The organism is Psychrosphaera algicola, assembly GCF_028401425.1.
In the GTDB taxonomy this organism is placed as follows: Bacteria; Pseudomonadota; Gammaproteobacteria; order Enterobacterales; family Alteromonadaceae; genus Psychrosphaera; species Psychrosphaera algicola.
Map to the genome: position 1 here is coordinate 2,372,962 of NZ_JAQOMS010000002.1, position 25,854 is coordinate 2,398,815.

34 protein-coding genes and 4 pseudogenes are annotated in these 25,854 nt (G+C 39.8%); 15 read left to right on the top strand and 23 right to left on the bottom strand.

All coding sequences use genetic code 11. The features are described 5' to 3' along the window. Positions 1 to 13 precede the first annotated feature (13 nt). From PN838_RS12825 to PN838_RS12835, 3 genes are read left to right on the top strand one after another with little or no spacing between them, the layout of a single operon-like run. Positions 14 to 415, top strand: a complete 402-nt coding sequence (locus PN838_RS12825) for a TIR domain-containing protein (RefSeq protein ID WP_272180918.1) — start codon at positions 14 to 16, stop codon at positions 413 to 415. Further along, a complete protein-coding gene (locus PN838_RS12830) occupies positions 415 to 1,368 on the top strand; it encodes a caspase family protein (RefSeq protein WP_272180919.1) in 954 nt (317 codons plus the stop codon). Before PN838_RS12825 ends, PN838_RS12830 begins: the two co-directional genes overlap by 1 nt. Further along, on the top strand, positions 1,365 to 1,961 hold the full coding sequence (locus PN838_RS12835; RefSeq protein ID WP_272180920.1) for a DUF6338 family protein: 597 nt from the start codon (positions 1,365 to 1,367) through the stop codon (positions 1,959 to 1,961). Before PN838_RS12830 ends, PN838_RS12835 begins: the two co-directional genes overlap by 4 nt. Positions 1,962 to 2,186: 225 nt before the next feature. Here the strand turns inward: PN838_RS12835 and PN838_RS12840 are convergent, their stop codons facing one another. The 3 genes and pseudogenes from PN838_RS12840 to PN838_RS12850 form a co-directional block, all read right to left on the bottom strand. Beyond that, complete coding sequence (locus PN838_RS12840) at positions 2,187 to 2,867, bottom strand: NUDIX domain-containing protein (RefSeq protein ID WP_272180921.1); 681 nt, start codon at positions 2,865 to 2,867, stop codon at positions 2,187 to 2,189. An 81-nt stretch (positions 2,868 to 2,948) separates the two neighbouring features. Next, positions 2,949 to 3,080, bottom strand: a pseudogene (locus tag PN838_RS12845) (dUTP diphosphatase); the annotation flags it as partial. A 169-nt stretch (positions 3,081 to 3,249) separates the two neighbouring features. Next, a complete protein-coding gene (locus PN838_RS12850) occupies positions 3,250 to 3,714 on the bottom strand; it encodes a DUF3016 domain-containing protein (RefSeq protein WP_272180922.1) in 465 nt (154 codons plus the stop codon). Positions 3,715 to 3,904: 190 nt separating this feature from the next. Here PN838_RS12850 and PN838_RS12855 point away from each other — a divergent pair, with 190 nt between their 5' ends. Genes PN838_RS12855 through PN838_RS12865 form a run of 4 tightly spaced genes read left to right on the top strand, consistent with a single transcriptional unit; the run spans position 3,905 to position 6,504 of the window. Beyond that, the gene (locus tag PN838_RS12855) at positions 3,905 to 4,768 is read left to right on the top strand and encodes an MFS transporter (protein WP_272180923.1); all 864 of its coding nucleotides are present in this window, start codon (positions 3,905 to 3,907) and stop codon (positions 4,766 to 4,768) included. Then, positions 4,708 to 5,145, top strand: a complete 438-nt coding sequence (locus tag PN838_RS12860; protein WP_272180924.1) for an MFS transporter — start codon at positions 4,708 to 4,710, stop codon at positions 5,143 to 5,145. The genes PN838_RS12855 and PN838_RS12860 overlap by 61 nt, the downstream gene beginning before the upstream one ends. A 4-nt stretch (positions 5,146 to 5,149) precedes the next feature. Next, entirely contained in the window at positions 5,150 to 5,683 is a 534-nt protein-coding gene (locus PN838_RS27940; protein WP_502592187.1) for an alanine:cation symporter family protein, read from the top strand. Next, the gene (locus PN838_RS12865) at positions 5,599 to 6,504 is read left to right on the top strand and encodes an alanine:cation symporter family protein (protein WP_502592188.1); all 906 of its coding nucleotides are present in this window, start codon (positions 5,599 to 5,601) and stop codon (positions 6,502 to 6,504) included. Before PN838_RS27940 ends, PN838_RS12865 begins: the two co-directional genes overlap by 85 nt. Before the next feature lie 105 nt (positions 6,505 to 6,609). Here PN838_RS12865 and PN838_RS12870 read toward each other — a convergent pair whose 3' ends face one another. The 4 genes from PN838_RS12870 to PN838_RS12885 are packed head-to-tail and all read right to left on the bottom strand — an operon-like array spanning position 6,610 to position 10,085. After that, positions 6,610 to 7,272 (bottom strand): sugar ABC transporter substrate-binding protein, encoded by a 663-nt coding sequence (locus tag PN838_RS12870; RefSeq protein WP_272180925.1) that lies wholly within the window; start codon positions 7,270 to 7,272, stop codon positions 6,610 to 6,612. Then, on the bottom strand, positions 7,209 to 7,778 hold the full coding sequence (locus PN838_RS12875) for a type 2 periplasmic-binding domain-containing protein (protein WP_272180926.1): 570 nt from the start codon (positions 7,776 to 7,778) through the stop codon (positions 7,209 to 7,211). The genes PN838_RS12870 and PN838_RS12875 overlap by 64 nt, the downstream gene beginning before the upstream one ends. Continuing rightward, positions 7,765 to 8,172 (bottom strand): response regulator, encoded by a 408-nt coding sequence (locus PN838_RS12880; protein WP_272180927.1) that lies wholly within the window; start codon positions 8,170 to 8,172, stop codon positions 7,765 to 7,767. The genes PN838_RS12875 and PN838_RS12880 overlap by 14 nt, the downstream gene beginning before the upstream one ends. Beyond that, the gene (locus PN838_RS12885; RefSeq protein ID WP_272180928.1) at positions 8,160 to 10,085 is read right to left on the bottom strand and encodes a sensor histidine kinase; all 1,926 of its coding nucleotides are present in this window, start codon (positions 10,083 to 10,085) and stop codon (positions 8,160 to 8,162) included. The genes PN838_RS12880 and PN838_RS12885 overlap by 13 nt, the downstream gene beginning before the upstream one ends. A gap of 493 nt (positions 10,086 to 10,578) precedes the next feature. Between PN838_RS12885 and PN838_RS12890 the strand changes: the two genes are divergently transcribed. Beyond that, on the top strand, positions 10,579 to 10,830 hold the full coding sequence (locus PN838_RS12890; RefSeq protein ID WP_272180929.1) for a hypothetical protein: 252 nt from the start codon (positions 10,579 to 10,581) through the stop codon (positions 10,828 to 10,830). Between the two features lie 29 nt (positions 10,831 to 10,859). Here the strand turns inward: PN838_RS12890 and PN838_RS26395 are convergent, their stop codons facing one another. The 11 genes and pseudogenes from PN838_RS26395 to PN838_RS12940 all read right to left on the bottom strand — a co-directional run bounded on the left by PN838_RS26395 (position 10,860) and on the right by PN838_RS12940 (position 17,090). After that, complete coding sequence (locus PN838_RS26395) at positions 10,860 to 11,426, bottom strand: aldehyde dehydrogenase family protein (protein ID WP_334313511.1); 567 nt, start codon at positions 11,424 to 11,426, stop codon at positions 10,860 to 10,862. Then, positions 11,426 to 12,193 (bottom strand): aldehyde dehydrogenase family protein, encoded by a 768-nt coding sequence (locus PN838_RS26400; RefSeq protein ID WP_334313358.1) that lies wholly within the window; start codon positions 12,191 to 12,193, stop codon positions 11,426 to 11,428. The genes PN838_RS26395 and PN838_RS26400 overlap by 1 nt, the downstream gene beginning before the upstream one ends. 52 nt (positions 12,194 to 12,245) lie before the next feature. Beyond that, a complete protein-coding gene (mutM, locus tag PN838_RS12900) occupies positions 12,246 to 13,055 on the bottom strand; it encodes a bifunctional DNA-formamidopyrimidine glycosylase/DNA-(apurinic or apyrimidinic site) lyase (protein WP_272180930.1) in 810 nt (269 codons plus the stop codon). A 5-nt stretch (positions 13,056 to 13,060) separates the two neighbouring features. Beyond that, a complete protein-coding gene (locus PN838_RS12905; protein WP_272180931.1) occupies positions 13,061 to 13,252 on the bottom strand; it encodes a hypothetical protein in 192 nt (63 codons plus the stop codon). Next, the gene (locus PN838_RS12910) at positions 13,252 to 13,557 is read right to left on the bottom strand and encodes a hypothetical protein (protein WP_272180932.1); all 306 of its coding nucleotides are present in this window, start codon (positions 13,555 to 13,557) and stop codon (positions 13,252 to 13,254) included. The genes PN838_RS12905 and PN838_RS12910 overlap by 1 nt, the downstream gene beginning before the upstream one ends. 154 nt (positions 13,558 to 13,711) lie before the next feature. Then, on the bottom strand, positions 13,712 to 13,867 hold the full coding sequence (gene rpmG / locus PN838_RS12915; RefSeq protein ID WP_105050859.1) for a 50S ribosomal protein L33: 156 nt from the start codon (positions 13,865 to 13,867) through the stop codon (positions 13,712 to 13,714). An 11-nt stretch (positions 13,868 to 13,878) separates the two neighbouring features. Then, the gene (gene rpmB / locus PN838_RS12920) at positions 13,879 to 14,115 is read right to left on the bottom strand and encodes a 50S ribosomal protein L28 (protein WP_215963297.1); all 237 of its coding nucleotides are present in this window, start codon (positions 14,113 to 14,115) and stop codon (positions 13,879 to 13,881) included. Positions 14,116 to 14,499: 384 nt separating this feature from the next. Continuing rightward, positions 14,500 to 14,906, bottom strand: a pseudogene (locus PN838_RS12925) (FAD synthase family protein). After that, a complete protein-coding gene (locus PN838_RS12930) occupies positions 14,903 to 15,988 on the bottom strand; it encodes a CDP-glycerol glycerophosphotransferase family protein (RefSeq protein WP_272180933.1) in 1,086 nt (361 codons plus the stop codon). The pseudogene PN838_RS12925 and the gene PN838_RS12930 overlap by 4 nt, the downstream one beginning before the upstream one ends. A 104-nt stretch (positions 15,989 to 16,092) precedes the next feature. Beyond that, positions 16,093 to 16,668: a hypothetical protein gene (locus PN838_RS12935; protein ID WP_272180934.1), complete on the bottom strand. Its 576-nt coding sequence runs from the start codon at positions 16,666 to 16,668 to the stop codon at positions 16,093 to 16,095. Continuing rightward, positions 16,623 to 17,090, bottom strand: a complete 468-nt coding sequence (locus PN838_RS12940; RefSeq protein ID WP_272180935.1) for a hypothetical protein — start codon at positions 17,088 to 17,090, stop codon at positions 16,623 to 16,625. The genes PN838_RS12935 and PN838_RS12940 overlap by 46 nt, the downstream gene beginning before the upstream one ends. Before the next feature lie 227 nt (positions 17,091 to 17,317). Here PN838_RS12940 and PN838_RS12945 point away from each other — a divergent pair, with 227 nt between their 5' ends. Together PN838_RS12945 and PN838_RS12950 are read left to right on the top strand one after the other, a co-directional pair. Next, on the top strand, positions 17,318 to 17,743 hold the full coding sequence (locus tag PN838_RS12945; RefSeq protein ID WP_272180936.1) for a YeeE/YedE family protein: 426 nt from the start codon (positions 17,318 to 17,320) through the stop codon (positions 17,741 to 17,743). Beyond that, positions 17,744 to 18,169 (top strand): DUF6691 family protein, encoded by a 426-nt coding sequence (locus PN838_RS12950; RefSeq protein ID WP_215963292.1) that lies wholly within the window; start codon positions 17,744 to 17,746, stop codon positions 18,167 to 18,169. A gap of 102 nt (positions 18,170 to 18,271) precedes the next feature. Here PN838_RS12950 and radC read toward each other — a convergent pair whose 3' ends face one another. Further along, on the bottom strand, positions 18,272 to 18,940 hold the full coding sequence (gene radC, locus PN838_RS12955) for a RadC family protein (RefSeq protein WP_215963291.1): 669 nt from the start codon (positions 18,938 to 18,940) through the stop codon (positions 18,272 to 18,274). A 131-nt stretch (positions 18,941 to 19,071) separates the two neighbouring features. Here radC and coaBC point away from each other — a divergent pair, with 131 nt between their 5' ends. From coaBC to PN838_RS12980, 5 genes and pseudogenes are all read left to right on the top strand, one after another. Further along, entirely contained in the window at positions 19,072 to 20,283 is a 1,212-nt protein-coding gene (gene coaBC, locus PN838_RS12960) for a bifunctional phosphopantothenoylcysteine decarboxylase/phosphopantothenate--cysteine ligase CoaBC (RefSeq protein WP_215963290.1), read from the top strand. A gap of 38 nt (positions 20,284 to 20,321) precedes the next feature. After that, positions 20,322 to 20,894, top strand: a pseudogene (gene slmA / locus PN838_RS12965) (nucleoid occlusion factor SlmA); the annotation flags it as partial. A gap of 428 nt (positions 20,895 to 21,322) precedes the next feature. Beyond that, positions 21,323 to 21,487, top strand: coding sequence for a hypothetical protein (locus PN838_RS12970; protein WP_272180937.1), 165 nt, complete (start codon positions 21,323 to 21,325; stop codon positions 21,485 to 21,487). Then, the gene (locus tag PN838_RS12975) at positions 21,475 to 22,068 is read left to right on the top strand and encodes a M24 family metallopeptidase (protein ID WP_272180938.1); all 594 of its coding nucleotides are present in this window, start codon (positions 21,475 to 21,477) and stop codon (positions 22,066 to 22,068) included. Before PN838_RS12970 ends, PN838_RS12975 begins: the two co-directional genes overlap by 13 nt. After that, a complete protein-coding gene (locus PN838_RS12980) occupies positions 22,034 to 22,474 on the top strand; it encodes a M24 family metallopeptidase (RefSeq protein ID WP_272180939.1) in 441 nt (146 codons plus the stop codon). The genes PN838_RS12975 and PN838_RS12980 overlap by 35 nt, the downstream gene beginning before the upstream one ends. A 110-nt stretch (positions 22,475 to 22,584) precedes the next feature. Here PN838_RS12980 and PN838_RS12985 read toward each other — a convergent pair whose 3' ends face one another. From PN838_RS12985 to typA, 4 genes and pseudogenes are all read right to left on the bottom strand, one after another. After that, on the bottom strand, positions 22,585 to 22,803 hold the full coding sequence (locus PN838_RS12985; RefSeq protein ID WP_272180940.1) for a hypothetical protein: 219 nt from the start codon (positions 22,801 to 22,803) through the stop codon (positions 22,585 to 22,587). An 11-nt stretch (positions 22,804 to 22,814) separates the two neighbouring features. Beyond that, a complete protein-coding gene (locus tag PN838_RS12990; protein ID WP_272180941.1) occupies positions 22,815 to 23,369 on the bottom strand; it encodes a substrate-binding periplasmic protein in 555 nt (184 codons plus the stop codon). After that, on the bottom strand, positions 23,369 to 23,887 hold the full coding sequence (locus PN838_RS12995) for a DUF6942 family protein (RefSeq protein WP_272180942.1): 519 nt from the start codon (positions 23,885 to 23,887) through the stop codon (positions 23,369 to 23,371). Before PN838_RS12995 ends, PN838_RS12990 begins: the two co-directional genes overlap by 1 nt. Before the next feature lie 113 nt (positions 23,888 to 24,000). Beyond that, positions 24,001 to 25,840 (bottom strand): annotated as a pseudogene (gene typA, locus PN838_RS13000) (translational GTPase TypA). Positions 25,841 to 25,854: the final 14 nt, after the last annotated feature.

Here is a 25,854-nt window from a genome sequence, read left to right on the forward strand (position 1 = left end):
AGGAAAAAAGTACATGGACAAAACATATAGGTTATTTATTAGTCACTCTTGGGCCTACAGTGATGGGTATACAAAAGTCATATACCTCATTCAAAAACAGGGAATTAAGTTCTTTGACCACTCTGTGCCAAAAGGCGACCCAATACATACAAATGGTTCTGACTGGCAGTTAAAACAAGCTATAGAAAACAAGATGAAAGGAACAAGCTGTATCATCATTATGGCTGGAGTTTATTCAACGTATAGCAAATGGATAAACAAAGAGATTGAGATAGCAAAAGCATATGGTAAATCAATAATAGCTATTGAACCTTGGGCTTCAACAAGAACGTCATCTGTTGTGAAAATTAATGCTGACATAATAGTTAAATGGCAAGGTGCTTCCATTGCCAGAGCTATAAGGAAGTATGGCTAATGAGAAAGGCGTTAATAGTTGGGGTTGATTACTACCAAAACGCGAACTCGTTGTTTGGTTGTGTTAATGATGCTTACTCTGTCAAATCAGTATTAGAGCGACACAGTGATGGCTCTATAAACTTCGGGGTCAACCTGATGGTTGCAAATGGCCCTGATAGCGCCATTTCAAAAAGAGATTTAAAAGACAATATTCAAAAGCTCTTTGCCGATGACAGTGATGTAGCGCTATTTTACTTTTCTGGTCATGGCTATATCGAAAGTACAGGTGGTTACTTAGTGACTTCTGACTGTAATGATGGAGATGACGGGTTATCTCTAAATGAACTACTAACAATTGCAAACTCATCAAAAGCCAGAAGCAAAGTAATTGTATTGGATAGTTGCCACTCAGGAATTGCTGGGAATGGAATTGTTTCAAGTGAACAAGCTTTGCTTAGCGAGGGTGTTACTATTCTTACTGCTTCTAGTGCTGAACAATATGCATTAGAAGAAAATGGTAGTGGCGTATTTACAAGCCTGTTAGTAGATGCTTTAAATGGTGGTGCTTCCAATTTGGTTGGCGAAATTACTCCAGGTAGTATTTACGCCCATATTGATCAGTCGCTAGGCCCTTGGGAGCAAAGGCCGATTTTTAAGACAAATGTTAGAAGTTTTACAACACTCAGAACTGTGCAACCTCCTATACCACTATCAGACTTAAAACAAATAACCGAATTGTTTTCTGAACCCGGCTATGAATTTCTGCTAGACCCGTCCTTTGAGCCTAAAAGTGAATCGCCTCTTGAAGAGAACACTGAAAGGTTCGCGATTTTGCAAAAATTCAACAGAATCAATCTTGTTGTCCCTGTAGGTACAGTACATATGTATTTCGCAGCAATGGAATCCAAAGCGTGTAAGTTAACTGTTTTAGGCGCTCATTACTGGAGCCTTGTTAAAAAGGAGAGAATATGAATATATGGGAGCTAGATAAACTTTATTTGTTTATATTGTTCGTTGTACCGGGATTTATAGCACTAAAAACATATGAGTTATGCTTTCCAAATATTCAGAAAGACTCGTCAAAGCAGCTCATCGATGCCGCAACATATAGCTGTGTTAACTATGCTTTTATGTTCATATTTATACGTTGGGTAGAGATGAGCGAAATGCAAACACAGTCCCCCAATCTGTATGTATTGTTTTATTTCTTTGTGATTTTTATTTCACCAATATTATTGGTACTTAGTTGGCGAAAGGTTCGCTCAACAAACTTAGTACAAAGTAAAGCCCCGCACCCTACAGGGAAACCGTGGGATTATGTGTTTTCAAAGAGAGAACCTTATTGGGTAAAAGTGACTTTAAAAGATGGAAAAATATTAGGTGGACTTTATTCAAGCAAGTCATTTGCATCTAGTAACCCAGAACCAGAACAGATTTACCTTGAGCAAACTTGGGTGTTGGATAAAGACGGTGCATTTGAAAGAGCAAAAAATGATACAGCAGGGATTTTGATTTTATCTGCTGAAATTTCGCATGTAGAACTGAGGAAAGTAAAATATGACTAAAGAAAGAGCAAACAATGGGTATCAACCTCCCAAAGTTCAAGAAAAAGGTTATCAACCATCTAGACCTTAGCAGCGATGGCAAGCCTCAAGGCGGCTACGCTCCAAGCTCCACAGGTGATAACCCCACTAATGTACCCACCCCTCCCGGTAAAGAGTAGTGTTAGCTTAGTTGAATTATTGCGATAGAGGCAACAATAGATATTGTTGCCTTATATTAACGCTATTCTATGAATTTTGTTCTACAAGAATTTGGCAAATAATCCTTGCCCAAACTTCAATGTTATAATCACCTTCTAATAATTCCTTAGGAGAAACGAAGCCAACGGTCTTAAGTTGATCCTCAGCCGACTCGATGCCCTCGCCACCTAGCTCATGCACATAAATCAAACCCATATGTACTCGATCTACTTCGGTATCGTCTGCACATAGCATTTTTTTCAGACGTGTGGATTGTGTAATTGAAGACGTTAGTTTTACTTCTTCTTCAAGTTCTCTATCCATAGCTTTTTGCAATGATGCTTCAAGATCGATTACGCCATCTTTAGTTAGGATGTCATCCATATCCCAGTGGCCTCCAACAGCTACTGCGATCTTATTGTGCAGACGACTTTCACCACCTTTTGAAGTTCGCTCATATGCCCAAACTTTTTCTTTGTGAGTAAAGATTGAAATTGGCAAAACTTGTCTAAAATCGTCATCATTTTCTAGCATTGCTCTTTGACCAAGCATAAGATCAGATAGGTTTAGATCATAGTCAACGAAGCCATGTTCTCGGTGTTTTACTGCTGATGCTTTTATGCAAACTATATGTTCTTGGTGTTTCTTCATTTTAATATCGGTAATGTTCTTATTCGGTGAAATATTTGATTCTAAAAAGTTAGTAATATTAGTTAGTAGGTAATTCAAAGGGTAATTGCTTATAAAGCCTATAAAAATGGGAAGTTTCGAATTTTCTACTAATTTTATTGATTCTTCTATTGACTATAAATGATCTAACATTTCTGCTAATTCAACCCAAATTGCACGGTGCCAAGCAAAACCCTGCTCGCGCCACTGAGGATGCACTTTCGTGTTCATGTCATCTTGCATTTGCAACATGGTTAAAATTTGTTGTTTCATAAGCCTACACGTTCGGTTCAGAGGATAATTGTGCGGTATAATAACAGAGCTTCAATCATATGTTGAAGAAAATTCACAGCACCATTATCACTTATCATTAGCCGCTTGACGTAAATTAACGACACGAGATTAAGCTAAACATTCACTTCGCGCATTCATACTTATGCACTTACTCAGACATAACTGCAGAATTGATCTTTCCAAAATTTGTGACTTTTTGTTGCAACTCATTGTTAAACCAATTTGTAAGCAGTCGCTTGTCATATTTAAATGAATCAGCTGAACTTCTCAATAGTCCGCCTCGGTGCATAAACGACATATCTTTTATAACAACGGAACCTTGATCGAGTAGTTTGTCGCTTTGGGTAATTTTAAAGTCAAAGGCGATCTTAGGCCAATAAATACTTTTTACGATGCGGATCTCTCGGTTCATGGAAAAGTTAAATTGAACATCGCCCGCCAAATTAACATCCGTAATGGTCATTTCTAATTGAATGTCTTTAGGCAAAGACGCAGCGAGCTTAACAATGTGTTTTTCTAGTTGATTAAATACCCTTTTTTGAAACCGAGCTTTTGACTCGTTGGTGCCTCGCACATCGGTATATGTAGCAGGTTGATGCCACGTAACATTCACATTCTTGGCATTTTCGTCAAAGTAAGCTGCAGTGGGCAGAGTCAGGAAAAAATTATCAGCAATCCTAATTTCATTGTGTCTCTCCTTTTTAAAGTGACCATGATAACAAACAGTAAAATGCATAATTCGCTATTTACTTATGCTTTAAATGGAATGCTAGTCCGATTATTTGCGGACAGACGGTTTTGATTTGTATATTCTATTAGAATCAATTCAAGCACAAGAGTTCCAAATTGCCATCTTTTTTTCTAATTTCAGCCACCTAAATCGTAATGTTTGGATGTTAATGTGCGCTCAATCACTGATAGGTTCTATTGGCCCTGTTGTAGTGTTTGTTGGCGGTTTTATTGGCATTAAGCTCGCACCTGATGAAAAATTCGCGACATTGCCCATTGCCTTTATGATCGTTGGTACCGCTTTATTTATGTTGCCTGTCGTCAAAATATTAGCATCCGTCGGTCGAAAAAGAGGATTTCAACTCGCTATTTTGTGGGGGATAGCCAATACGTTATTTAGTGCTTATGCAATTTATATTCAAAGTTTTTGGCTATTTTGCTTGAGTGTCCTGCTATATGGTGGGCTTATCGCTAGCGCACAGCAATTCAGATTCGCAGCCATGGAATCGGTTGATGAACAGCACAGCGGTTTGGCCGTTTCGGTACTGCTAATTGCTGGTTTATTTGCGGCATTTTTAGGCCCCGAAATTGCCTTTGTTGGTAAAGACTGGTTTAGCACTGAGTATGTAGGCTCATTTATTGGCCTAACTGTGTTATTTTCATTATCCCTCATTTTTATCCAATTTTTTAACGCTCCTGCGGCTGTAAAAACAGTCGGTCGTTACCAAGGTCGTGCATTAAGTGAAATAATAAAACAACCAATATTTGTCGTCGCAATACTGTCAGGAACGGTGGGTTTTAGTGTCATGAGCTTTATTATGACGGCAACCCCAATAAGCATGCACGTCCATCATCACTTTGATTTGGCAGAAACTAAGTGGGTTATTCAGTCACATATAATCGCTATGTATTTACCGTCTTTTTTACTGGAATATTAATCCGTAAGTTTGGCCACAAAAATGTATTATTTGCTGGTTTATTGGCCTTTTTAGTTTGCTTAACCATCGGATTCATTGGCCAACAATACGTACATTACTGGCTCGCTTTGGTCCTACTAGGCATTGGTTGGAACTTCCTGTTTGTAACTGCAACAGCATTATTACCGATGAGTTATAAGCCAGAGGAAAAATTTAAAATCCAAGGGTTTAACGACTTAATTATGTTTAGTTGCCAAGCAATTGCGTCACTTTCAGCGGGTTGGATCATCCAACAGTTTGGTTGGACGACCATGTTAAGTTTGTGTTTACCACTGTTATTAATCACGTTATTTGTCATTATTTGGTGGCAACGTAGTCTCAAAATCCAAGAAGGTTAGTTCAATGGACTTTTTATCAGAAATCACCGCGGCATTTGTCAATTTTGTTTGGGGGCCACCTCTCATTATTTTATTAGTCGGCGGTGGATTATTCTTTTCACTTTACTCACGATTAGTGCCATTTCGTTATATTGGCCACGGCATAAGCCTATTGACGGGCAAACACGACAAAGACTCTGAAGACGGACAACTTACCCATTCTCAAGCCTTATCTGCGGCACTAGCGGGTACCGTTGGCATGGGCAATATATCCGGTGTTGCATTAGCCATTACAGCCGGTGGTCCCGGTGCCGTATTTTGGATGTGGTTAACAGCGTTACTGGGTGTTTCGACCAAGTTTTTTACCTGTTCGTTGGGCGTTATGTTTCGTCAAAAGGATGCAAATGGTGAACTTCAAGGCGGACCAATGTATGTCATCATGGAAGGTCTAGGAAAAACTGGAAACCACTGGCTATGCTATTCGCCTTTGCCGGTTTGTTCGGCACAATTCCGTCGTTTCAAGCCAATCAGCTTACTGCTGCATTCCGTGAGGAGTTAATCCCAGAAAACTGGATTTCTTCTCCTGAAATGTTTAATTATATAATGGCTGCTATTGTCACTACGCTTGTTGCGGGTGTTATTCTCGGTGGCCTACAACGTGTTGCATATGTCACGAGTCGACTTGTCCCAACAATGGCCATTACTTATCTGCTAATGACGCTTGCTGTGTTATTTAACCATCTTGGTGAAATCCCAGCACTCATCGGGTCTATTTTTACCGAAGCATTTAACCCTAAGGCTATCTCTGGTGGCATTATAGGAGTGATTATCATTGGCGTTTCCCGGGGCGTATTTTCTAATGAAGCTGGTATTGGCACTGAAGTCATGGCCCACGGTGCAGCAAAAACCAACGAACCGATCCGTGAAGGCCTTGTTGGCATGTTAGGTCCAATTGTCGACACACTTATCATTTGTACTTGTACTGCTCTTGTCATATTAGCGTCGGGCATGTGGCAGGGCGTTGAAGGAGTCAAAGGGGTTGAACTAACAATGCAGGTCTTTGGCCAAGAATTAGGCTTAACTGGTCAAATCTTGTTGGCAATTCAAATACTTTTCTTAGCCGCGAGCACTATGTTTACCTATTGGTATTATGGTGAAAAATGCTTTGTCTTTTTGTGGGGTGAATCTAGCCGAAAATACTACAAGTGGTTTTATTTGTTTATGATCATTGTCGGTTGTATTGTGACGCTCGATGTCGTCTTTAATTTCATGATGGGAATGTACGGGTTAATGGCAATTCCGACAATGTTGTCAGCCTTCATATTAGCGCCCAAAGTAAAAGCGGCTGCCAATATCTATTTCAAAAAATTAGCTAATTGATTGCCGTTAGACAGTAGTAATTTATATCAACGACGAGAGACTTAACATCACTCGTCGTTTTTATATCTTGTTAGCCTTTATACGTTTAGTTGCCTTCTGAATTGGCTAATTCTCATCGAGTTCTTTGAGCGATTTGTCCGCCACATGTTGCATATAGTCGGCCACCTGTTCTAAATCAAGGATACCCGCACGATAACGTCCGATCCCTTTCCCCATTGCCGCCCAAGCTATGGCCATCTCCCGTGTTGTTGGCAACGGAATAGCATGTTCCAATTGCTTAAATATGGCCTTTTCATTGCTATTCGCATTGTTATAGATTTCTTTGCTAACGACTTGATTGACCGGCAATGCATGTATCTCTGACCACAACAGTGTTTGGGTTTCGTGCGATTGAAAAAACATCGCAAGCTTTTTCAAAATTGCTGCCTTGTTTGACGATAATGAGTTGTTTGGAAAGGCAATAACGTAAGCAGAATAATAAGGCCGCATGATTTTATTTTCGATGTGGGGCAATTCAGCAATCCCAACATTGTCCCCCATATTTTTTATCAATTTTCCGCTGGCCCATACGCCGTTAATCATATAGGCCATATTACCGTCGGAAAATCGGTCAAAAGTACACTGGTAATCGCATTTCTCATCCACAACATTTTGCTGCGAAAACGACCAATAATATGACAATGCGTTTTTCATGCCCTGTGTATTTAGTTGGATTTTTGGTTCACTAATGGTGGCTCCCCAAATGCCGTCAAAAATGGTAAAAACCAATACATCTCGTTATAGCTCCAACCAATCAAGCTTGTCCCTGTTGTTAATATAGATCTTTGCTCAATCAACTCACGCCACTCTTTAGCTGGGTCGGCAATATGAGTTTTATTAAAATATAAGACCAAATGATTACCGGCGATTATCGGGATAGCGACTTGTCTGCCTTCAAATTTTAGCCCGTTTATCAAACTTTTATTTGTATCTGGATGATTTAATGAGGCGGGGATTGGGCTATATTTTATCTCTTCTAGTCCGATGTAATCGGCTGGGACAACAATGGCGTCCGGCAACATGTTTTCGCCGGCTCGTTGTAACAGTTCAACTTTCAAATCCTCTGAACCTAACGTCGCAATTCTGATTTGAGTACCCGTTTGCTTAGAAAAACGATTAAACATTGATGTTAAGTCATAAGTTTCTTGCGTAAAGGCAACGGTAAGTTCTTCACTGTAAAGTGTAAAGTGACTCGTCAGCAATAATATAAAACCTAGACATCTACTCTTGTTCAAAGATTTGTCCCTCAAATAACTCTGGGGTTAAGCAATGCTGTATCGTTTTATAAAGCACAGAGTCAACGATAGGCTTGGCAATATGAGCGGTGGCGCCACTTTTCAAATATGAATCGATTTCATCCACTAATACGTTGGCGGTTTGCATAATAATGGGCATTTCAAAACCTTGTTTTCTAAGCGCTACAGTTGCCTGTAACCCATCCATTATAGGCATTTGAACATCCATAAGAATGATATCGAAATTTTGCGTTTTACAAGCTTCTACTGCTTGTTTACCATCTTCGACAATAACAAGTTTCACCATTGTCGGTTTTAATATATGGCTAATAATCAACTGATTAATTTTATTGTCTTCTGCGACTAAAATAGTGATATGAGTTAAATCTGGCACGTAAACATGTATATCTTCAGACTGTTCTTTTTGCTGTGTTTCGAGTACAGCCACTGATACTTTAAAAGTGGTACCTTTACCGACTTCACTTTTAACGCTGATCTCGCCCCCATTAAATGAACAAGTTTATGTGCAATAGACAGCCCTAAGCCTGTACCACCAAACTTTCTAGTGGTCGAAATATCAGCTTGTTGGAATGACTGAAACAGTTTACTTTGTTGTTCCGCCGAGATCCCAATGCCAGTATCGACGATCTCCAATTCGAGAAACCATTGGTGATGTATAAATATTGCAGATACGTTGAGTCTAATGCCACCAACATTGGTAAACTTTGTCGCATTGGAAATAAGGTTTAATAGAACCTGACTGATCCTCATCGGGTCGCCAATCCAAAACTCACGCATATTATGTTCAAAATTAATGGTTAAACTAAGCCCTTTATCTTCGATTAAGCTTTCATGCGGATTGATAACCGACGCCACGATTTCCCTAACTGAAAAGGTTGTACGTTCTATTTCTACTTTGTCTTCTTCTAGTTTAGAAAAATCGAGTATGTCGTTAACGATATGAAGCAATAAGTTTGACGTTGATAACGAGGCTGTTACCCAATCTTTAGCTTGGTGATCCAGCTCATGCTTATCTAGCATATTAAGTAACCCTAAGATCCCGTTGAGTGGTGTTCGGATTTCGTGACTCATATTTGCTAAAAAGCGAGCTTTTATCTTCTCTGACGCCTCGGCATTTTCTTTTTCTTTTTCCAATCCTGACAACTGCTTTTGAATCGTGGTCGCCATACCGTTTAAATGGCTGATGAGTTCATTAAACTCTTGATAATTTGCATCGTAGTCAAATTCGGTATAATTGCCTTTAGACAACCGGCGACTAAAATCAAGTAGATGACGTAGCGGTCCGGTAATATGAGAAGCGAAAAATGCTAAGGCGAGCAAAACAACAATTAACATGATGAGCATAAATATTAATGTATTTATGACAGCAGACTCGATGTCTGTTGTGTAATGACTCGTAGCGCTATAATAAGTCAGGTTGAGTTGATGTGGTTCTTCTTTATCGAAATGCGATAACGTGAGATCAGTTGAGGTATTAGCCACCAGATAATCAACACCGGTTTGCTTTTCATCGGCCATGACTTTTCTTCCACCGATATCCATTTCTATTATATCTGGCAGCCCATCAGATGATAATTTTGCGGTCGTTAATTTATCGGTGTCAATTAAAACAAATAAACCAGCAGTGACTTTAAATGGGCTTACTAAAGAGTCGACTTTTTTCTTTAAAGGTAAATAAAATAAGATGTTAGCGCCGTCATTGAGTAACTCCATATAGTCCGTTGTAAGGGTCTGATGATCCAATATTAATAACTTAGAGGTATTATCATCAACCGCAATGGATATTAGTTTATTGGTCATTTTCTGAAATTCACCAGTGCCTATACGTAGAATTTCGTAGGGATACCCTTCAACAATAAAATCCGAACCATCTGCGATAAAGGCGCCAGTGATTAAAGTGTTGCGTTGCACCAATTTTTGCAACTGTTTTACCACAAACTGTGAGTACAGCAGATTCACGGCAACTTCACCCATAACTGGGCTTTGACTAAACGTGAGTAGTTCGTAATGTAACGTCGCTAGCTTATTTTTAACTTCAAGGGCCGTCGTTTTAGCTTCTAAATCAACATTGTTTTGTGCCCGAACTAACGCATCTTGATAGGTATTATTAATAAAATAAACCGCTGAAAAAGTAACCGGTATAAATACAAATAATAATATTGATATCGACAGTACCGTTAAAAAACGAGGCTTAGATTGTAAATCTGACAAATGAAGTTCCCTAAAATAACCACATCGAATGCCGAATAATCGACGGTAATTTTCTATCGACTTAATTACAGCCAATTATCTCCTTTTGGCGTGTTCTATCCCTGATTAATCAACAATTTACTTATCACTGCTTAATAAGTCGTCACTACTAAATAGTTTTAATATAAAACAAAAGTGATTCATTTGCCTTAATCTAAACGCACATATACTTAAATAGCTAATTTTGAAGTAGAACCAGTATGTGTTAAATTGACTTTACATTAACCAATTTTAGTCGAAAACCTGCATTTCCTCAGACTTTTTTATGGCCTGTTATTTACGCTAAAATTAGTTAAGTGGGGGAAGAGATTCGATGTATTTTATTCCCTCTAGCATTAATTTTATGCCAATTCCCAATTGTCGAGATTATGGGGAATGCTTTACAATTTCACTTTTAAATATGAGTCTTAGGAGTGTGGAAGATTTACTTCCTTAGCTCCATTTGAACTAGGTAACCATGTATAAATTTGTTTTTTACATCTGCCTAATGTTTGTTTTTTCGATCATTGCGATTTTTCAATACGAACGAATGACAAACAAATGGGATCCACAAGCATATAAACCACAGTACACGCGCTGTGCGAGTGTTTACGTGCGTAAAAGTCCGCACCCGTGTAATGCTGGAGATCTTATTTATATCGACAGTGATGTCGCCCACAAATATTGCACATCTAATGTCATCGCTAAATTTGATGACAGCGTATATTGCCAATACAGTGGTTTCCGCGAGGACCTCGCCGACATCACAACTTCTGTCGTATCCGACAAGCCTAAATTATAATTTGGTTGCCAGTTTTAACATCATTGATTTTAATTTTGTAAATGGTGCATATCTGATTGGCATGTCAGCAAAAAACTCCTATGCATCACGGGCTTGATATGACTAAATGTATCAAATCCCCATTTCCCATGATAACAGCCCATACCTGAATTCCCGACGCCACCAAACGGCATTTCATGATTCACCATAAAGATGACAGCATCATTGATACAAAGTGTACCTGAGCTTGTCTGCTGCTTAATCATTTCAACTGTTTGGTTGTCTTGGCTGAACAAATACAAGGCTAATGGTTTCTCGCGTTGATTAACAAAATCTTTGGCTTCCTGCATCGAATCAACTTCAACAATAGGCAACACTGGGCCGAAAATTTCTTCCACCATCAGATCACTCATTAAGTCGGGATTTAATACGAATGTCGGTGAAATGTAATTATCTTTTGAATCACTTTCCCCACCAAATACGACATTTTCATTTTGCGCCGCCAAATAGCCCGATATTCTTGCAAAGTGCCTGTCGTTTACAATGCGCCCGAAATCATTCGATCGTTTAGGATCTTCACCATATTGCTTTACTACACTCTTTTTGAGGGCTTCGATTAATAGCGGTCGTGTTTTTTAGTCACCAAAATATAATCTGGGGCGATGCACGTTTGCCCGGCATTTAAATACTTGGCCCAAATGATACGGTCTGCTGTCACCGACATATTAGTTTTGTCATCGACGATACACGGACTCTTACCACCTAACTCTAATGCCACCGGGGTTAAATGCTCACTTGCAGCGCGCATAACGATTTTACCTACGGTTTCACTTCCGGTGTACATTATGTAATCGAAACGCTGCTGCAATAACGCCGTAGTCGCTTCTACCCCGCCCTCATAAACAGCTACAGCGGATTTATCCATATATTTGGGGATGAGCTCAGCAATTAAATTTGAAACGTTCATAGCGAGTTCTGACGGTTTTAGTACCACACAATTCCCAGCACTGATTGCTGCTATCATCGGACTTAATACAAGTTGGATTGGATAGTTCCACGCGCCCATAATTAACACTGTGCCATAGGGTTCAGGAACCAAATAAGAGCGGCTAGGTTGGGTTAGCATAGGCGTACCTATTGCCCGTGGTTTACTCAAGGACTTAAGGTGTTTGATAAAGTATTTGATGTCATTTAGCACGTATGAGAATTCAGACGCATGGGCTTCAGTTTGTGATTTGTTGAGATCCGCTTTTAGCGCTCGATAAATCGCATTTTCATTTTCGACCATAAGTCGTTTTAGGGCAAGAAGTTGGCCTTTACGCCAGCCAATAGGCTTTGTCACACCTAAATTAAATGTATGGTTGAGTTGTGAAATAAATTCCATGGTATTCACTTGTATCTATATTAGTTAACTGCTCCGACCATATCGTGAAATATTAACGTTGGCAACCTTTACAAAACACAGTCGCTCGTTGACCAATTTTTACCTCAAGTAATGTCGATTCGCAGTTAGTACAAGCCTTTCCACCCCGACCGTAAACCAATAACTCCTGCGCAAAGTAACCTGGATTACCATCACTTTGAGTAAAATCTTTTAATGTAGTCCCGCCTTGTTTAATAGCTAAAGCAAGCGTCTCTTTGATCTTTTCGGTCAATAACTGATAACGCTTTTTTGATATTTTTCCTGCCGGTCGTCGAGGATCTATCCCAGCTTTAAACAAGCTTTCATTGGCGTAAATATTACCAACACCAACAACTACATGATTATCCATAATAAAGTTTTTTACTGGCCCCGTTTTGTTGCGGGATTTTTCGAATAATCTTTTGTCATCAAATTCGTCTGTTAAAGGCTCTGGACCAAGTTTCAACAATAACGAATGTTGCTGCCCTGCCTCCTGCCACAAAAAAGCACCAAACCGTCTTGGGTCGTTTAACCGTAAAACTAAACCATTTTCAAATTCGATGTCAACGTGGTCATGCTTTTCAACTGGAACCGCCTTATCAATGATCCGCAATTTGCCAGACATACCTAAGTGTAAAATGGCTGAGCCTTTTTCACTTTCTAACATCAGATACTTAGCCCGACGAGTAACCGCTGTTATTGGCGAACCTACGAGTAAATGAACCTCATCAGGTATTGGCCAGCGTAGCTGTTTGTTACGAATAACAACTGCAACGACTTTTTGATCCAATACATGGGGTTCTATCCCCATGCGACTGACTTCAACTTCCGGTAACTCAGGCATGACTATTACAACTCTAACAAGGATTCAGGTATTAAATGCGTTAATGATGCTGGTTCAACATAGAACCAAGTATTTTGCTGGTGATTTTTCACATAAGTCGTCTGCTCAACTTTATCCACTGCGAACTCATAGACCCAACCACTCGACTCACCAGCGGCCCAGACAACCACAAGATATATTTCAGTGGTGTCTAACATTAAAGGGGCGATTGCAATGCAACAAAAGGCTGTTGCGTCCATGTTTCAACAATTAAATCCGTATTTAAAGGCTTAGTGAGCTCAATCGTACTGACCGAGCGCCATGTTGCGCCTAAACGTTCGATTTTAATGCCATTAAAATCGATGCTTTGAATAATCGTATTCGCGCCCACCAAAGTATTAGTTTCTCCGCTTTCATGCCCTTGTGTCATCATTCGATGGGAATAATTAAATAACAAGATCATAAACATTGATGCAAAGATGAGGACGTTATTCCAGCCCATTCGTGACAGTTTTATACGCATGCTTTTCATATCAAAAAGGAAGTTGTAGCTAGATTACAAGAAATGAGCTTTAGGAGAAAGAGCTGAATCATTTACGGAGATTTCAGGCATAAAAAACCCAATCAATGATTGGGTTTTTAAACTTTTGCAAAAGTTTCAATAGAATTCAAAAAGCTTACTTAATTTTAGCTTCTTTGAAGATCACGTGCTTACGGATCTTTGGATCAAATTTTTTGATTTCCATCTTTTCAGGCATTAGCTTTTTATTTTTATCAGTAGTATAAAAATAACCAGTTCCAGCCGTTGAAACTAAACGAATTTTATCACGCATGATTTAGTTCCTTAGATTTTTTGACCAGCTGCACGCATATCTGCAAGCACTGTATCAATACCTTTTTTATCAATAATACGCATACCTTTAGTAGATAAACGTAATTTAACGAAGCGCTTCTCGCTTTCAACCCAAAAACGGTGAGTTTGTAGGTTAGGCAAGAAACGACGTCGAGTAGCGTTACGCGCATGTGAACGATTGTTACCAACCGTTGGGCGCTTACCTGTTACTTGGCAAACTTTAGCCATGTCATTTACTCCAAAACAAAAATTCTGACGTCAATCTAATTAGCCCTATTGGCCAATTAATTTGTCCGGGCATTCGAAAGGGCGCAATTTATACAGTTTTTGGTTGAGAAGATCAAGCGATTCTTGAGAATTTTAGACTAAACACGCTATATTTGTACGAATATGACGCAGAATCACTGTTTTTAGCATTTATCCCCCAAATTTAAATTAAAGCGGTTCAATTTGGTCGTCACATACATTGTGAATTATGCGAAACTTTTGGTGCAAAATTTTGCCCTTGAAACCGTATTGTAAATCGACAATTTTAAATGTTCAATTAATGATCTTTTCTGTTTAATGCGATCGATATCGAGTAAATAAAAGCCATAGATAAATTAGCCAAGCCTAATTTTTCTCATATACCCCGCTTCGCACCACTTCTATAATTTCGGTTGTTGAAATAGACGGTGTTCGTTCGAAATACGTGACTTCGCAAATATCACTAAAGTGATCAAATTTTCCTTTCCAATCGTCTCCCATAACTAGGACGTCAGCATCAAACATTTTGATGTAGGTTGCTTTTAAATCTAGAGACTCTTCGACAAATACAGCATCAACACATCTTAGAGACTCAACGATATGTAATCTGTCGGCTTGTGAATAAATTGGGAAACGATCTTTTTACTTTTGTTTAATGCATCTGATGACACACCAACGATAAGATAATCGCCGAGCGATTTTGCCCGTTCTAGGATTTTTACATGACCTGCGTGAAACACATCAAAGGTTCCAAAAGTAATTACTTTTTTCATGAGTCACTCCCTGACTTTGTATTAGCTAATAAATACTCAACAATTCGATTTGAACAATGGCCATCGATACTGCCTGCTAACTTTTCGATTACATCGGCTGTACCAGCCTTAACACCGGCATCTACCGCAGTACGGACAGTTACAACAAGTTCGCTATAATCCGCAGCTCGATAAGCAACTTGATTAAAATACTGGATATCTTCGTCTATTCTTCGGTCAAATCGATATTTAAATATGCCACGATAACTCCAACGTAATTTGTAAAAATCACACCAAACCACAGGTTTACCTAAAGCTGCGAACTCAAATATCGCTGATGATGCGTCTGATAACATTAAGTCAGATATTGCCATAAATGGGATAAGGTTATAGTCGCTTACAGTGGCTAGATACACATTGTCATGTGTCGCCCAATTTTCTAACAGTTTTCGTTGTTTATGGTATTTTTTCTTAGTTAAGCTAAAAAAGTGAGGTTTTAGAATAATGTTAAAATCAGCGAATTCTTTAGCAAACTTTTTTGAAAAACACTCAATAGAACTTGGGTAAAATGTTGGCGCGTATAATATCGTTTTTTTCGATGGGTCAAGTCCTAACGACTCAAGTGTCATCGAATTTTCTAACTGTTGGAATAAGGGATCTAGCTTGGCATAACCGGTATCGATAAAGCTACCGTCAGGATATAAATCCAACAAACGTTTTAGTCTATGCTGACCTTCGATAAAACGTACGGTTGTAGGTGATTCTGAATTTTGATAATAGCAACGCTTAGGCCCAATGCCATGTTGCATCATCACTGTCTTACTTACTGCGTGAAGTTCATCTAAATTAGCGACTTTATTACCAAAAATTAACCAGTCTGCTTTTTGAGATAGGTAAAAAGCCAATGCTTCCTCCCAATCATCCACCCAAGTCGCCGTTAATTTTTCTTGCTCTATTACTTCTCGACACACTTGATTTAGCGGCTCATCACCCTGTTTGTAAAATACAAAATGAACATCTGCACTTGCCGCTTGCAACGTTTTTAAAACAGGTAAATATTGAGGCAAGTAATAGAGGTGCAATACATCAAATATGACATTCATATAAAACTCTTGTTAATTTTAATTTCGCGTATGATTAAATTGTAATGCAATTCAGGTTTAGAAGGTACTCATTAATAGTCGGAGGATTTTATTCACGACACCTTTTATAGAAGACCCGAAAGTAACTTTTCAGTTTGTCCAATGCCGTTTGTTAATGAGCATTTAGTAAGAGCGTTGTTAAGGGCTAAATTGGTTTCTGACTGTAAAATTTGCTGTACCGCCGCATAAATATCCCGACTATTAGGCTCTGCACTTAAGACTAATTGTTCTTTCTCACAGGCGCGGATCCTAGCAGGTTGGTCTTTAGCAACCGATGTCGTTACCACCATTTTTTTCATCGCAATGCCTTGTAACAACGAACCGCCACCACTTAATAACGCAAACCGACAATTGGCCAAAAGTGCGATAAAACTGTTATTTTCCAACTTTTTAACAAAATAAACAGATGCTGTATTAGCGGGAACTGTACCGGTAAAACTAGACCCGAGTACCACAATACATTTAAGCTTCAACTCTCTACTGACTTTGATTGCGATATCGCTAAAGACAACTGACGCAGGCTGACCATCCAGCGTATGGCCTCCAGAGCCTGCACTCAACAAAACGTAGTCATTTTCATCTAATCCAAACGACGCTAAAGTCGTTTTTCTTCTGTTAAACTCGGTTGCTGATATAGGCAACCAAGATAAATGGGCAAAGGCTTTCGATATAACGCAAGTTTGACTCTTTCCCATATACTCAGTGCAGGCATGGCAAATTCAGGTTGTGCTATCCAATGTTGAGTAATAAAAGGCAAACGACTTAACATAAGCCCTTTTGCTCGCTTTTTTGGGTGTTGGCTAATAAAAACAACTTTAGCGCCCGTATTCATTGCATGCTTCATTTGCTGACCCCGTCCTGCCGCGTCAAAAATAACGATGTCAGGCTTTAGCTTATCAATGATTTGATTAACTTCGTCGGTACAGTTGGTGGGCGACGATGGTGTCAAATGAACAGGAAACTGGCAGTCATGTTTATAAGGGGCTTGTTCACTTAAAACAAAATGGATATCAACGTCGCTGTGTAAACTTTTGAAATGCGATGCAATAATATTGGAACGCATATACTCTCCTATACCTTTTTTAGAAGATACAGGAACAAAAAGTAAAGTTTTTGACGTCATAACATGCCATGCAGATAGGTTTGATGCACCAATGATAAATTTTTACGCTCCTTTTTCACAGTAATTTTACCGTATTGCCTTAAATTACAATCTTAAGCCGTCAATATGATTTAGACTATGCAGTAATTAACTCTAATTTATCAATTATAGAACACGAGAACAAAGCGATGGAACATATCTATCTATTGGCCTTAGTAGGTGGTGGCTTAATTGGCTTATCCGCAACGCTATTGCTATATACACTTGGCAGAATTGCAGGCATCTGCGGTATTACATTTTCACTTTTTATGCCTCAGATAACTGATAAAAAGTGGCGGATTACGTTTATTCTTGGTTTAGTCTCAGGTGCTTTTTTAATTCATTTGCTAACGCCAATCGCCATTCCAGCAGCACCAACTGACAATATCTACTTGCTAATAATTGCCGGACTTTTGGTTGGGTTTGGTACGCAGCTCGGAAACGGCTGCACAAGTGGTCACGGTATCTGTGGAATTGCTAGAAAGTCTCCCCGTTCAATTATTGCGACAATTACATTTATGGCGATTGGGTTTATCACCGTTTATGTTTTGCGACACATATGGGGTGTTATATAGATGAACAATAAATGGCTTAGTAAAATAAACTTATTTGCAATTATCGCCGGTAGCCTATTTGGCGCAGGTCTGGCAATCTCGGGCATGACAAATACGGTAAAAGTTCAGTCATTTTTAGACTTATTTGGCGAGTGGGATATTACTCTTGGTTTTGTAATGGCTGGCGCATTAATTGTGTCTTTCGTCGCATTTCGCTTTGTCCTAAAAAACGACAAACCAATTTTTCACGACAAGTTTGAAATCCCAACAAGCAAAGATATCGACTCTAAACTATTAACCGGTGCAGCAATGTTTGGCGCAGGCTGGGCAATTGTAGGTTATTGCCCAGGACCTGCTATAGCGTCACTCATTTATGGTTATTGGCAAACCTTTGTGTTCGTTGTCGCTATGCTCGTAGGTTCGTGGATTGCCAGAAAATTCACTTAAGTATAATTTTGGAAACTGCCTAGAAATCCGAGATTGCAGAATGCTGGCTACCTAGCTCTATTTAATTCATAACATGCACACTAAATCTTGAGTTAAGTAGCGCTACAACAAACCACGTTCTGCAAATGACGTTACCGTATTGTGACCTACTACAAAGTGATCGAGCGTTCGCACATCAATCATTTGTAAAATTTCTTTAAGCCTTTTAGTTAGTTGAATGTCCGAGTGGCTTGGTTCACAAATCCCTGATGGGTGGTTATGGGCGAAAATAACCGCTGCAGTTTTATTCTTTATAATTGAGTCTATAACCACTCTTGGATAAACCGCTGCCGCATCAATAGTGCCTTTAAATAGCACTTCTGCATTTAGCACCCGATGTTGATTGTCTAGGTGTACTAACCAAAACTGCTCATAAGGCTCATCGCTTAACAACTGATGCAAATAATCACGTACTGCATTTGGAGAATCCATAAGTGGTTTCTCAAACATGACTTCTTTTAAATAACGCTTAGACATCTCAAGAGCCGCTTGTAATTGCACAAACTTAGCAGGACCAAGCCCCTTAATTTTACACATTTGACTACACTCAACTGACATTAGATGGCGTAATGTTCCAAACTCTTTAAGCAGGTCATGAGCAAGAGTCAATACTGGTTTCCCTGCAATTCCTACTCGCAGGAATATCGCTAACAATTCAACATCCGACAGCGAATGTGCACCATTATTCAACAACTTTTCCCGAGGTAAATACTCACTAACACAATCATCCATGTTATTTTCCTTCCCTTATAATTTAGCAGTATTAAGGCACAATTTTGTCACTCCTCTATGGTGAAAATCACAGAAAGAAGATAAGGTATGTGCCATCAAACTTTATACTTATACCAGATTGGCTAGGCGGCATGGTCCAGTTATTAAATAAAAATATTTTACTCATAGTTACAGGTGGCATTGCTGCTTATAAAACCCCCGAGTTTGTTCGACGGGTAAAAGAGCAAGGCGCTCAGGTTAAAGTTGTTATGACCTCTGGTGCCAAGGCATTTATTACGCCGTTAACTTTGCAAGCTGTTAGTGGCGAACCCGTCGCTGAAGATCTACTCGATACCAATGCAGAAGCGGCCATGGGCCATATTGAATTCGCAAAATGGGCCGACTTAATTGTCGTTGCGCCTGCCAGCGCTGACGTCATAGCCAAAATGGCAGCGGGACTTGCCGGGGACTTAGCATCTACTCTGCTTTTAGCCACTCCAGCCCCTGTCGCGATTTGTCCGGCAATGAATCAGCAGATGTATGCTCATGCTGCGACTCAAAGTAACTTAGCGTTACTGGCCAACAGAGGCGTTCATATATGGGGCCCTGCCAGTGGTGAACAAGCCTGTGGTGATATTGGTCATGGTCGAATGATTGAACCTATGCAGATAGTCGAACATGTTGTTAACTTCTTAACGCCTGCAGAACAAATACTCAAAGGTAAAGCCGTGGTAATAACAGCGGGCCCAACTAGAGAAGCCATTGATCCGGTTCGATATATATCAAACCACAGCAGTGGTAAAATGGGCTTTGCCATTGCCGAAGCAGCCGCCAAATTAGGTGCCGATGTAACTTTGGTCGCAGGCCCAGTTAATTTAGCCACACCAAATGGTGTTATGCGACATGATGTTGAAAGCGCTGTCGATATGCATGCCATGGTGATGTCTCTTGCTGAACATACTGATGTATTTATTGCTTGTGCTGCTGTAGCTGATTATCGAGTCGCCGAGCAATCAGATCACAAGTTGAAAAAGTCAGGCGATGACAGTTTGACTATCTCGCTTATCCAAAACCCAGACATTGTCGCTAGTGTGGCGCAACTAGAGTCTAATCGCCCTTTTGTTGTAGGGTTTGCTGCAGAAACGCAAAATATTGAACAGTACGCCATAGACAAGATGAATCGTAAAAAATTGGACATGATCTGTGCAAATGATGTATCTATCTCCGGACAAGGCTTTAATTCAGATCAAAATGCGCTTAAAGTATTCTATGCTGGCGGTAGTAAGGACTTACCTCTTAATACAAAAAGTGAGTTAGGAGATGAGCTGATGCAGATCATTTCGACTCTATTACCGTCAAATTAACTAATAATAAATGAGCTGGGGAAAACTATGCCTGCCGCAAAAAAGGGAATCGTAAGGAACAGATACTGCAATGTTTAGCAGAAATGTTGGAAAGTCACTCTGGTCAAAGAATTACGACGGCAAAACTCGCCGAAAAAGTTGGCGTATCGGAAGCAGCGCTATATAGACACTTTCCTAGCAAAGCTCGGATGTTTGAAGGGTTAATTGAATTTATTGAAGGCACTTTGTTGTCGCGTATCAATATCATCCTAGAAAAAGATAAAACAACCGAAGGGCGCGTTTCAAATATCTTAAAACTAATTTTGGGGTTTGCTGAAATGAACAGGGGCATAACTTCAATCTTAACTGGAGATGCTTTGATGGGAGAGCATGATCGTCTGCGTGAACGAGTAGCGACCTTATTTGAAAAGTTAGAAACCCAATTAAAACAAGTTCTACGCGAACGAAAGTTACGTGAAGGTAAGTCTTTTCCAATTGATGACGCCGCACTTGCAAATATGTTACTTGCCTATACCGAAGGTAAAATGAATCAATTTGTTCGATCGGGGTTTAAACGTAGCCCAATGGAAGGTTTTGATGTTCAATGGGCGGGTTGGAAGTTATTCTGGTAACCCCCAAAATAATGTTAACGCTCTTTTTATCACTGTTTAGATTAGCGCGAATAAAGTAAGTGGTGGACTTCATATCCAAATATGAGTTCGCCCCTTAATTACAAAATTCCCCCATTTTCATTTGTTATTTTTCCCTAACCTCATTTCGTCTTGATTTTGCTGTTAACCAACTTGCGCTAATAGACGCAATTTGTTTGATGTCGTAGTGTGAACCTCATCTCCATAACGGATTTTCCGTATTTTTATTTGAGGACCTCCAATTGAAAAAAGTTAGTAAATTGAGCGCTTTATGTGGACCACTCGTTGTTGGTCTGTTGGCATTATCAAGTTTTATGAGTACGGCACAATCACAATCACTCTAGCCTGAAATTAGAAAAACTCGGATCAGCACACTGCTACCCGCCGCATTAACAGCAGCAAACGTAGATTTGTGGCTGGTATTGTGCCGGGAAAATAATAATGATCCACTCGCCGACCATATCGGCTGTGAAAATGCAGGTGGTGAAGCCGCTTACCTTTTTATAATCGAAATGGCGTTTTTCATTCGCTGGTATTTTCGCCATCAAGTGAAGCCACCGCTTTGGCTGACTTAAAGATCCATCAGAAAGTAATCCCTGTCCCTCGTGGTCAGCAGGCCATCGACAGTGCTGCGAACTTTATCCACGATCAAGGGTTCGGTAAAATTGCAATTAATATGTCTAACTCAAACGCCCAAGCCGATGGCTTGAGCTACTCCCAATATAGTCGACTCACTAAAGCCCTAGGCGAAGAGTTTACAAAGCGCTTAGTGAGTTCTGACGATGTTGTTTATGAATGGTTATCAGTAAAATTGCCCGAAGAAGTCGAGATAATGAAAGAAGCGGCTCGTTTGGCATCTATTTGGCAAATTGAGGCGTACCAAATGGTGATTCCGGGTAAAACAACAGACGCAGATGTCGCGAGATTTTTGAAACAAAAAATGGCTCAACATGGCGTTAAAGACGGATGGGCACCGGATCAAAACCCGAATGTCAATTCTGGACCTGACCGAGGACATTCTCACCCAACAAACAAAGTCATCATGCCTGGAGACATGATTCAAATAGATTTTGGCGTTAAACTCCACGACAGATGGGTGAGCGACATACAACGCTTTGCCTATGTACTTGAACCAAGGTACAACAAAACCACCTAAAAACATTCAGCATTATTGGGACAGCGGACGAGACGGCGGATTTGCCGCATTTGCCGCCATGAAACCTGGGGTCACTGGACTTGAAGTAGATCAAGCACAAACTAAAATAATGAATGAAACCGGTTCGGAATATGTCATGTGGAGTACAGGCCACCCTGTTGGTTATGTTGCCCACGACACCGGACCAAGTTTAAGTGGTGCCCGCAGTGAAACGATTAGGCCCACAGCATTAAAGCGATTAAAGGTAGGTATGGTTTTTGCGTTTGATGGCTTTCATAGCTGGAAAAGAGCTGATGGGACATTTAAAACAGTTTCAGTGGAAGAAATGGCAGTAATTACCGAGCAAGGGGCTGAATACCTAATTCCTCCGCAGCAGGAGTTAATCTTAATTTCATCGGATAAATAGCTCTTATAAAAGCCATAACATAATTAACGTGGATAATTAGTTAAGTAAATTCAATCAGGATTTACGCCTATTTATCCGCGTACTACTTGTTCAAGAGGTCCATCGACTTACTAATGTCTTAGTCGCAGGTATTTGGGTTTAATTTCGTTATTCAAATATTGTTTATTTGCCATTAGCTTGAGTGAGGTATTTAACGCATCAATAAAACTATCGGCCCAGATCAACTTTGGATTAACGGCGATAAAAAATGGCGTTTTTGGCAAGCACCCGGCTTCTTTTAACTGGTTACGTTTAAATCGACTTTGGTTCTTAATGTTCCATACCAGCACGTTTTTATCTTCTACAAATAAGTCGATACGTTTTTGTTCAATAATGAGATCAAGCGTGATACGCCAGCTGATCCAGTTAGTTTTATCACTCTTTCTGTGTTTTCTGTTTCCGCAATATAACTATCAATAGGCTCGCCATAGCCATAACTTGCGATGGCCCCAAGCCGCTTACTTTTTAACGAATCAATTCCATGGTATTTCGAAACATCTTCCATACGATTAAAAAAGCAAACTTGGTATTCCATCGTCGGCGTTGTAGTGAATTTTAGACTTGGGGCTTCCGTTTTAATTGCACTAAGCAACCCGTCATAAACCCCAGACTCAACCGATTTAACCGCTCTAGACCAAGGTAAAAATACAATTTCAATGCGTGTTCCTAATTGTTCACCAATATATTGGACATACTCATATACCATACCTTGTGATGAATTTAAGTTTTCACAGGCGTAAGGACACCAGTTTGTTGTCGCTAATTTAATCACTTTAGGCAATGTATCAAAGGCATTAACGCCATAACTGAAAAGGTACAACGCAACCGCTAAAAGGCTATTTCTAATTCGAACCATTATTTATCTACTGTATTCTTAAGCATTGATGACGACATAACACCAATCAACTTATCGAGTAATTCATTATTTAACTGACGCCAATCAAAATATGGGGTTACGATGCAATCACGTCCTTCAATTCGTAACAGCTTACTAGTGCTTTGGTGGGTAATTAATTTATCCAAATTCAATTGAGTTGCTGCGTATTGGAACCCCGCTACAATCGAAAAATAATTATCAGCACCTTCTTCAGCATAGTGCAAATAGTTCAAAGCCTCAAACCCTGCACCTGTTAACAGTTTAGTATCACGATATTGCTGCCAACTTTCGCAACCGGTGTCATACAAAGCAAAGGATATTTTCGCCATAATTGAAAACACTTTACGCCAGTGATTAGACGTATTTTGGATAATGCTCGCAACTTCACCTTCCGCTAGTACTCGAAAATCATCGTGGTGAAATTCAGGTAAGTCTGGACGATTCGCGATGTGCAAAACCCACTTAGGTGATACATGACCAAAACCACTTGCTAACATGTTTTTCTCAATAGTAAGCCTTCGACTAATAAAATGACTTATAGTCGAAAATGATAAATATAAACGCAGGTCGAAAAAAGGCTCCTAAGAGCCTTTTAATTTAAACCGTGCGACTAAATGTCGTTTGGTTTAACACGTGAATTACGCTTACGTTCGTTTTCAGTAAGGAATTTCTTACGGATACGAATGCTTAGCGGTGTCACTTCTACTAATTCATCGTCGTCGATAAACTCAAGAGCTTGTTCTAGTGTCATAACGATATGCGGTGTTAACGTTTGCGCTTCATCTGTACCAGATGAACGTACGTTTGTTAACTGCTTACCTTTAAGAACGTTAACTGTTAAGTCATTGTCACGGCTATGGATACCAACTACTTGACCTTCATAGATATCAGTAGCGTGTCCAATCATCATGCGGCCACGTGATTGCAAGTTAAAGATTGCATTTGTAAGTGCTTTACCAGTTGCGTTAGCAATAAGAACACCGTTAAGACGCTGACCGATTTCGCCACCTTTGTGTGGACCATATTCGTAGAATGTATGGTAGATCAAACCAGAACCAGACGTTAACGTCATAAATTCAGTTTGGAATCCGATTAAACCACGACTAGGCATGATGAAGTCCATACGAATACGGCCTTTTCCATCTGGAGCCATATCAGTAAGTTCCGCTTTACGGATACCCATTTTTTCCATGATAGAACCCTGATGCTGTTCTTCAACATCAATAGTCACTGTTTCATAAGGTTCTTGGGTTTCACCGTTAACTTCACGCATGATTACTTCAGGGCGAGATACTGCTAACTCGAATCCTTCACGACGCATGTTTTCAATTAAAATACCTAAGTGTAATTCACCACGGCCAGATACTTTGAATTTGTCGGCGTCGGCGAGTTGTTCAACACGTAACGCAACGTTATGTACAAGTTCTTTGTCCAAACGCTCTTTGATGTTACGAGAAGTAACAAATTTACCTTCTTTACCAGCAAATGGAGATGTGTTTACTTGGAAAGTCATTGTTACTGTTGGTTCGTCAACAGACAACAAAGGTAGACCTTCAACTTCTGATGGACAACAAATAGTGTCAGAAATTTTAAGTTCGCCAAGACCTGTAATCGCAATGATATCACCAGCATGGGCACTATCAGCTTCATAACGGTCTAGACCTAAGTAACCAAATACTTTACCTACTTTACCGTTATGTACAGGACCTGCGGCTGTTTGAATTGTCACTTGTTGGTTAGGCTTAACCGTACCGCGTTTAACACGACCGATACCAATTACACCTAAGTACGAGCTGTAATCAAGCTGAGAGATCTGCATTTGGAAAGCGCCATCAACGTCTGCATCAGGTTCAGGAACTTGATCAATGATAGTTTCAAATAACGGCGTCATGTCTGTGCCAGTTACGCCTTCTTCATGAGAAGCCCAACCGTTAAGCGCAGATGCGTAAACAACTTTAAAGTCCAACTGTTCATCAGTTGCGCCTAAGTTATCGAACAAGTCGAATACTTGGTCCATAACCCAATCAGGACGAGAACCTTAGCTTATCAATTTTATTGATAACTAAAATTGGCTTCAAACCCTGTGCGAACGCTTTTTGCGTTACAAAACGAGTTTGCGGCATTGGCCCTTCTTGCGCATCAACGATAAGCAATACTGAGTCAACCATCGACATGACACGTTCAACTTCACCACCGAAGTCAGCGTGTCCTGGAGTGTCTACGATATTTACGCGATAGTCCTGCCAATCGATAGCTGTATTTTTAGCAAGGATTGTGATCCCACGCTCTTTCTCGATGTCATTCGAGTCCATTACACGCTCTTCAGCGTTAACGCGTGAATCTAATGTGCCAGACTGGGCTAACAATTTGTCAACCAATGTCGTTTTACCGTGGTCAACGTGTGCAATGATTGCAACGTTTCTTAAACCTTTACGGTTTTCATCTGTCATTTATTTGAATCCTT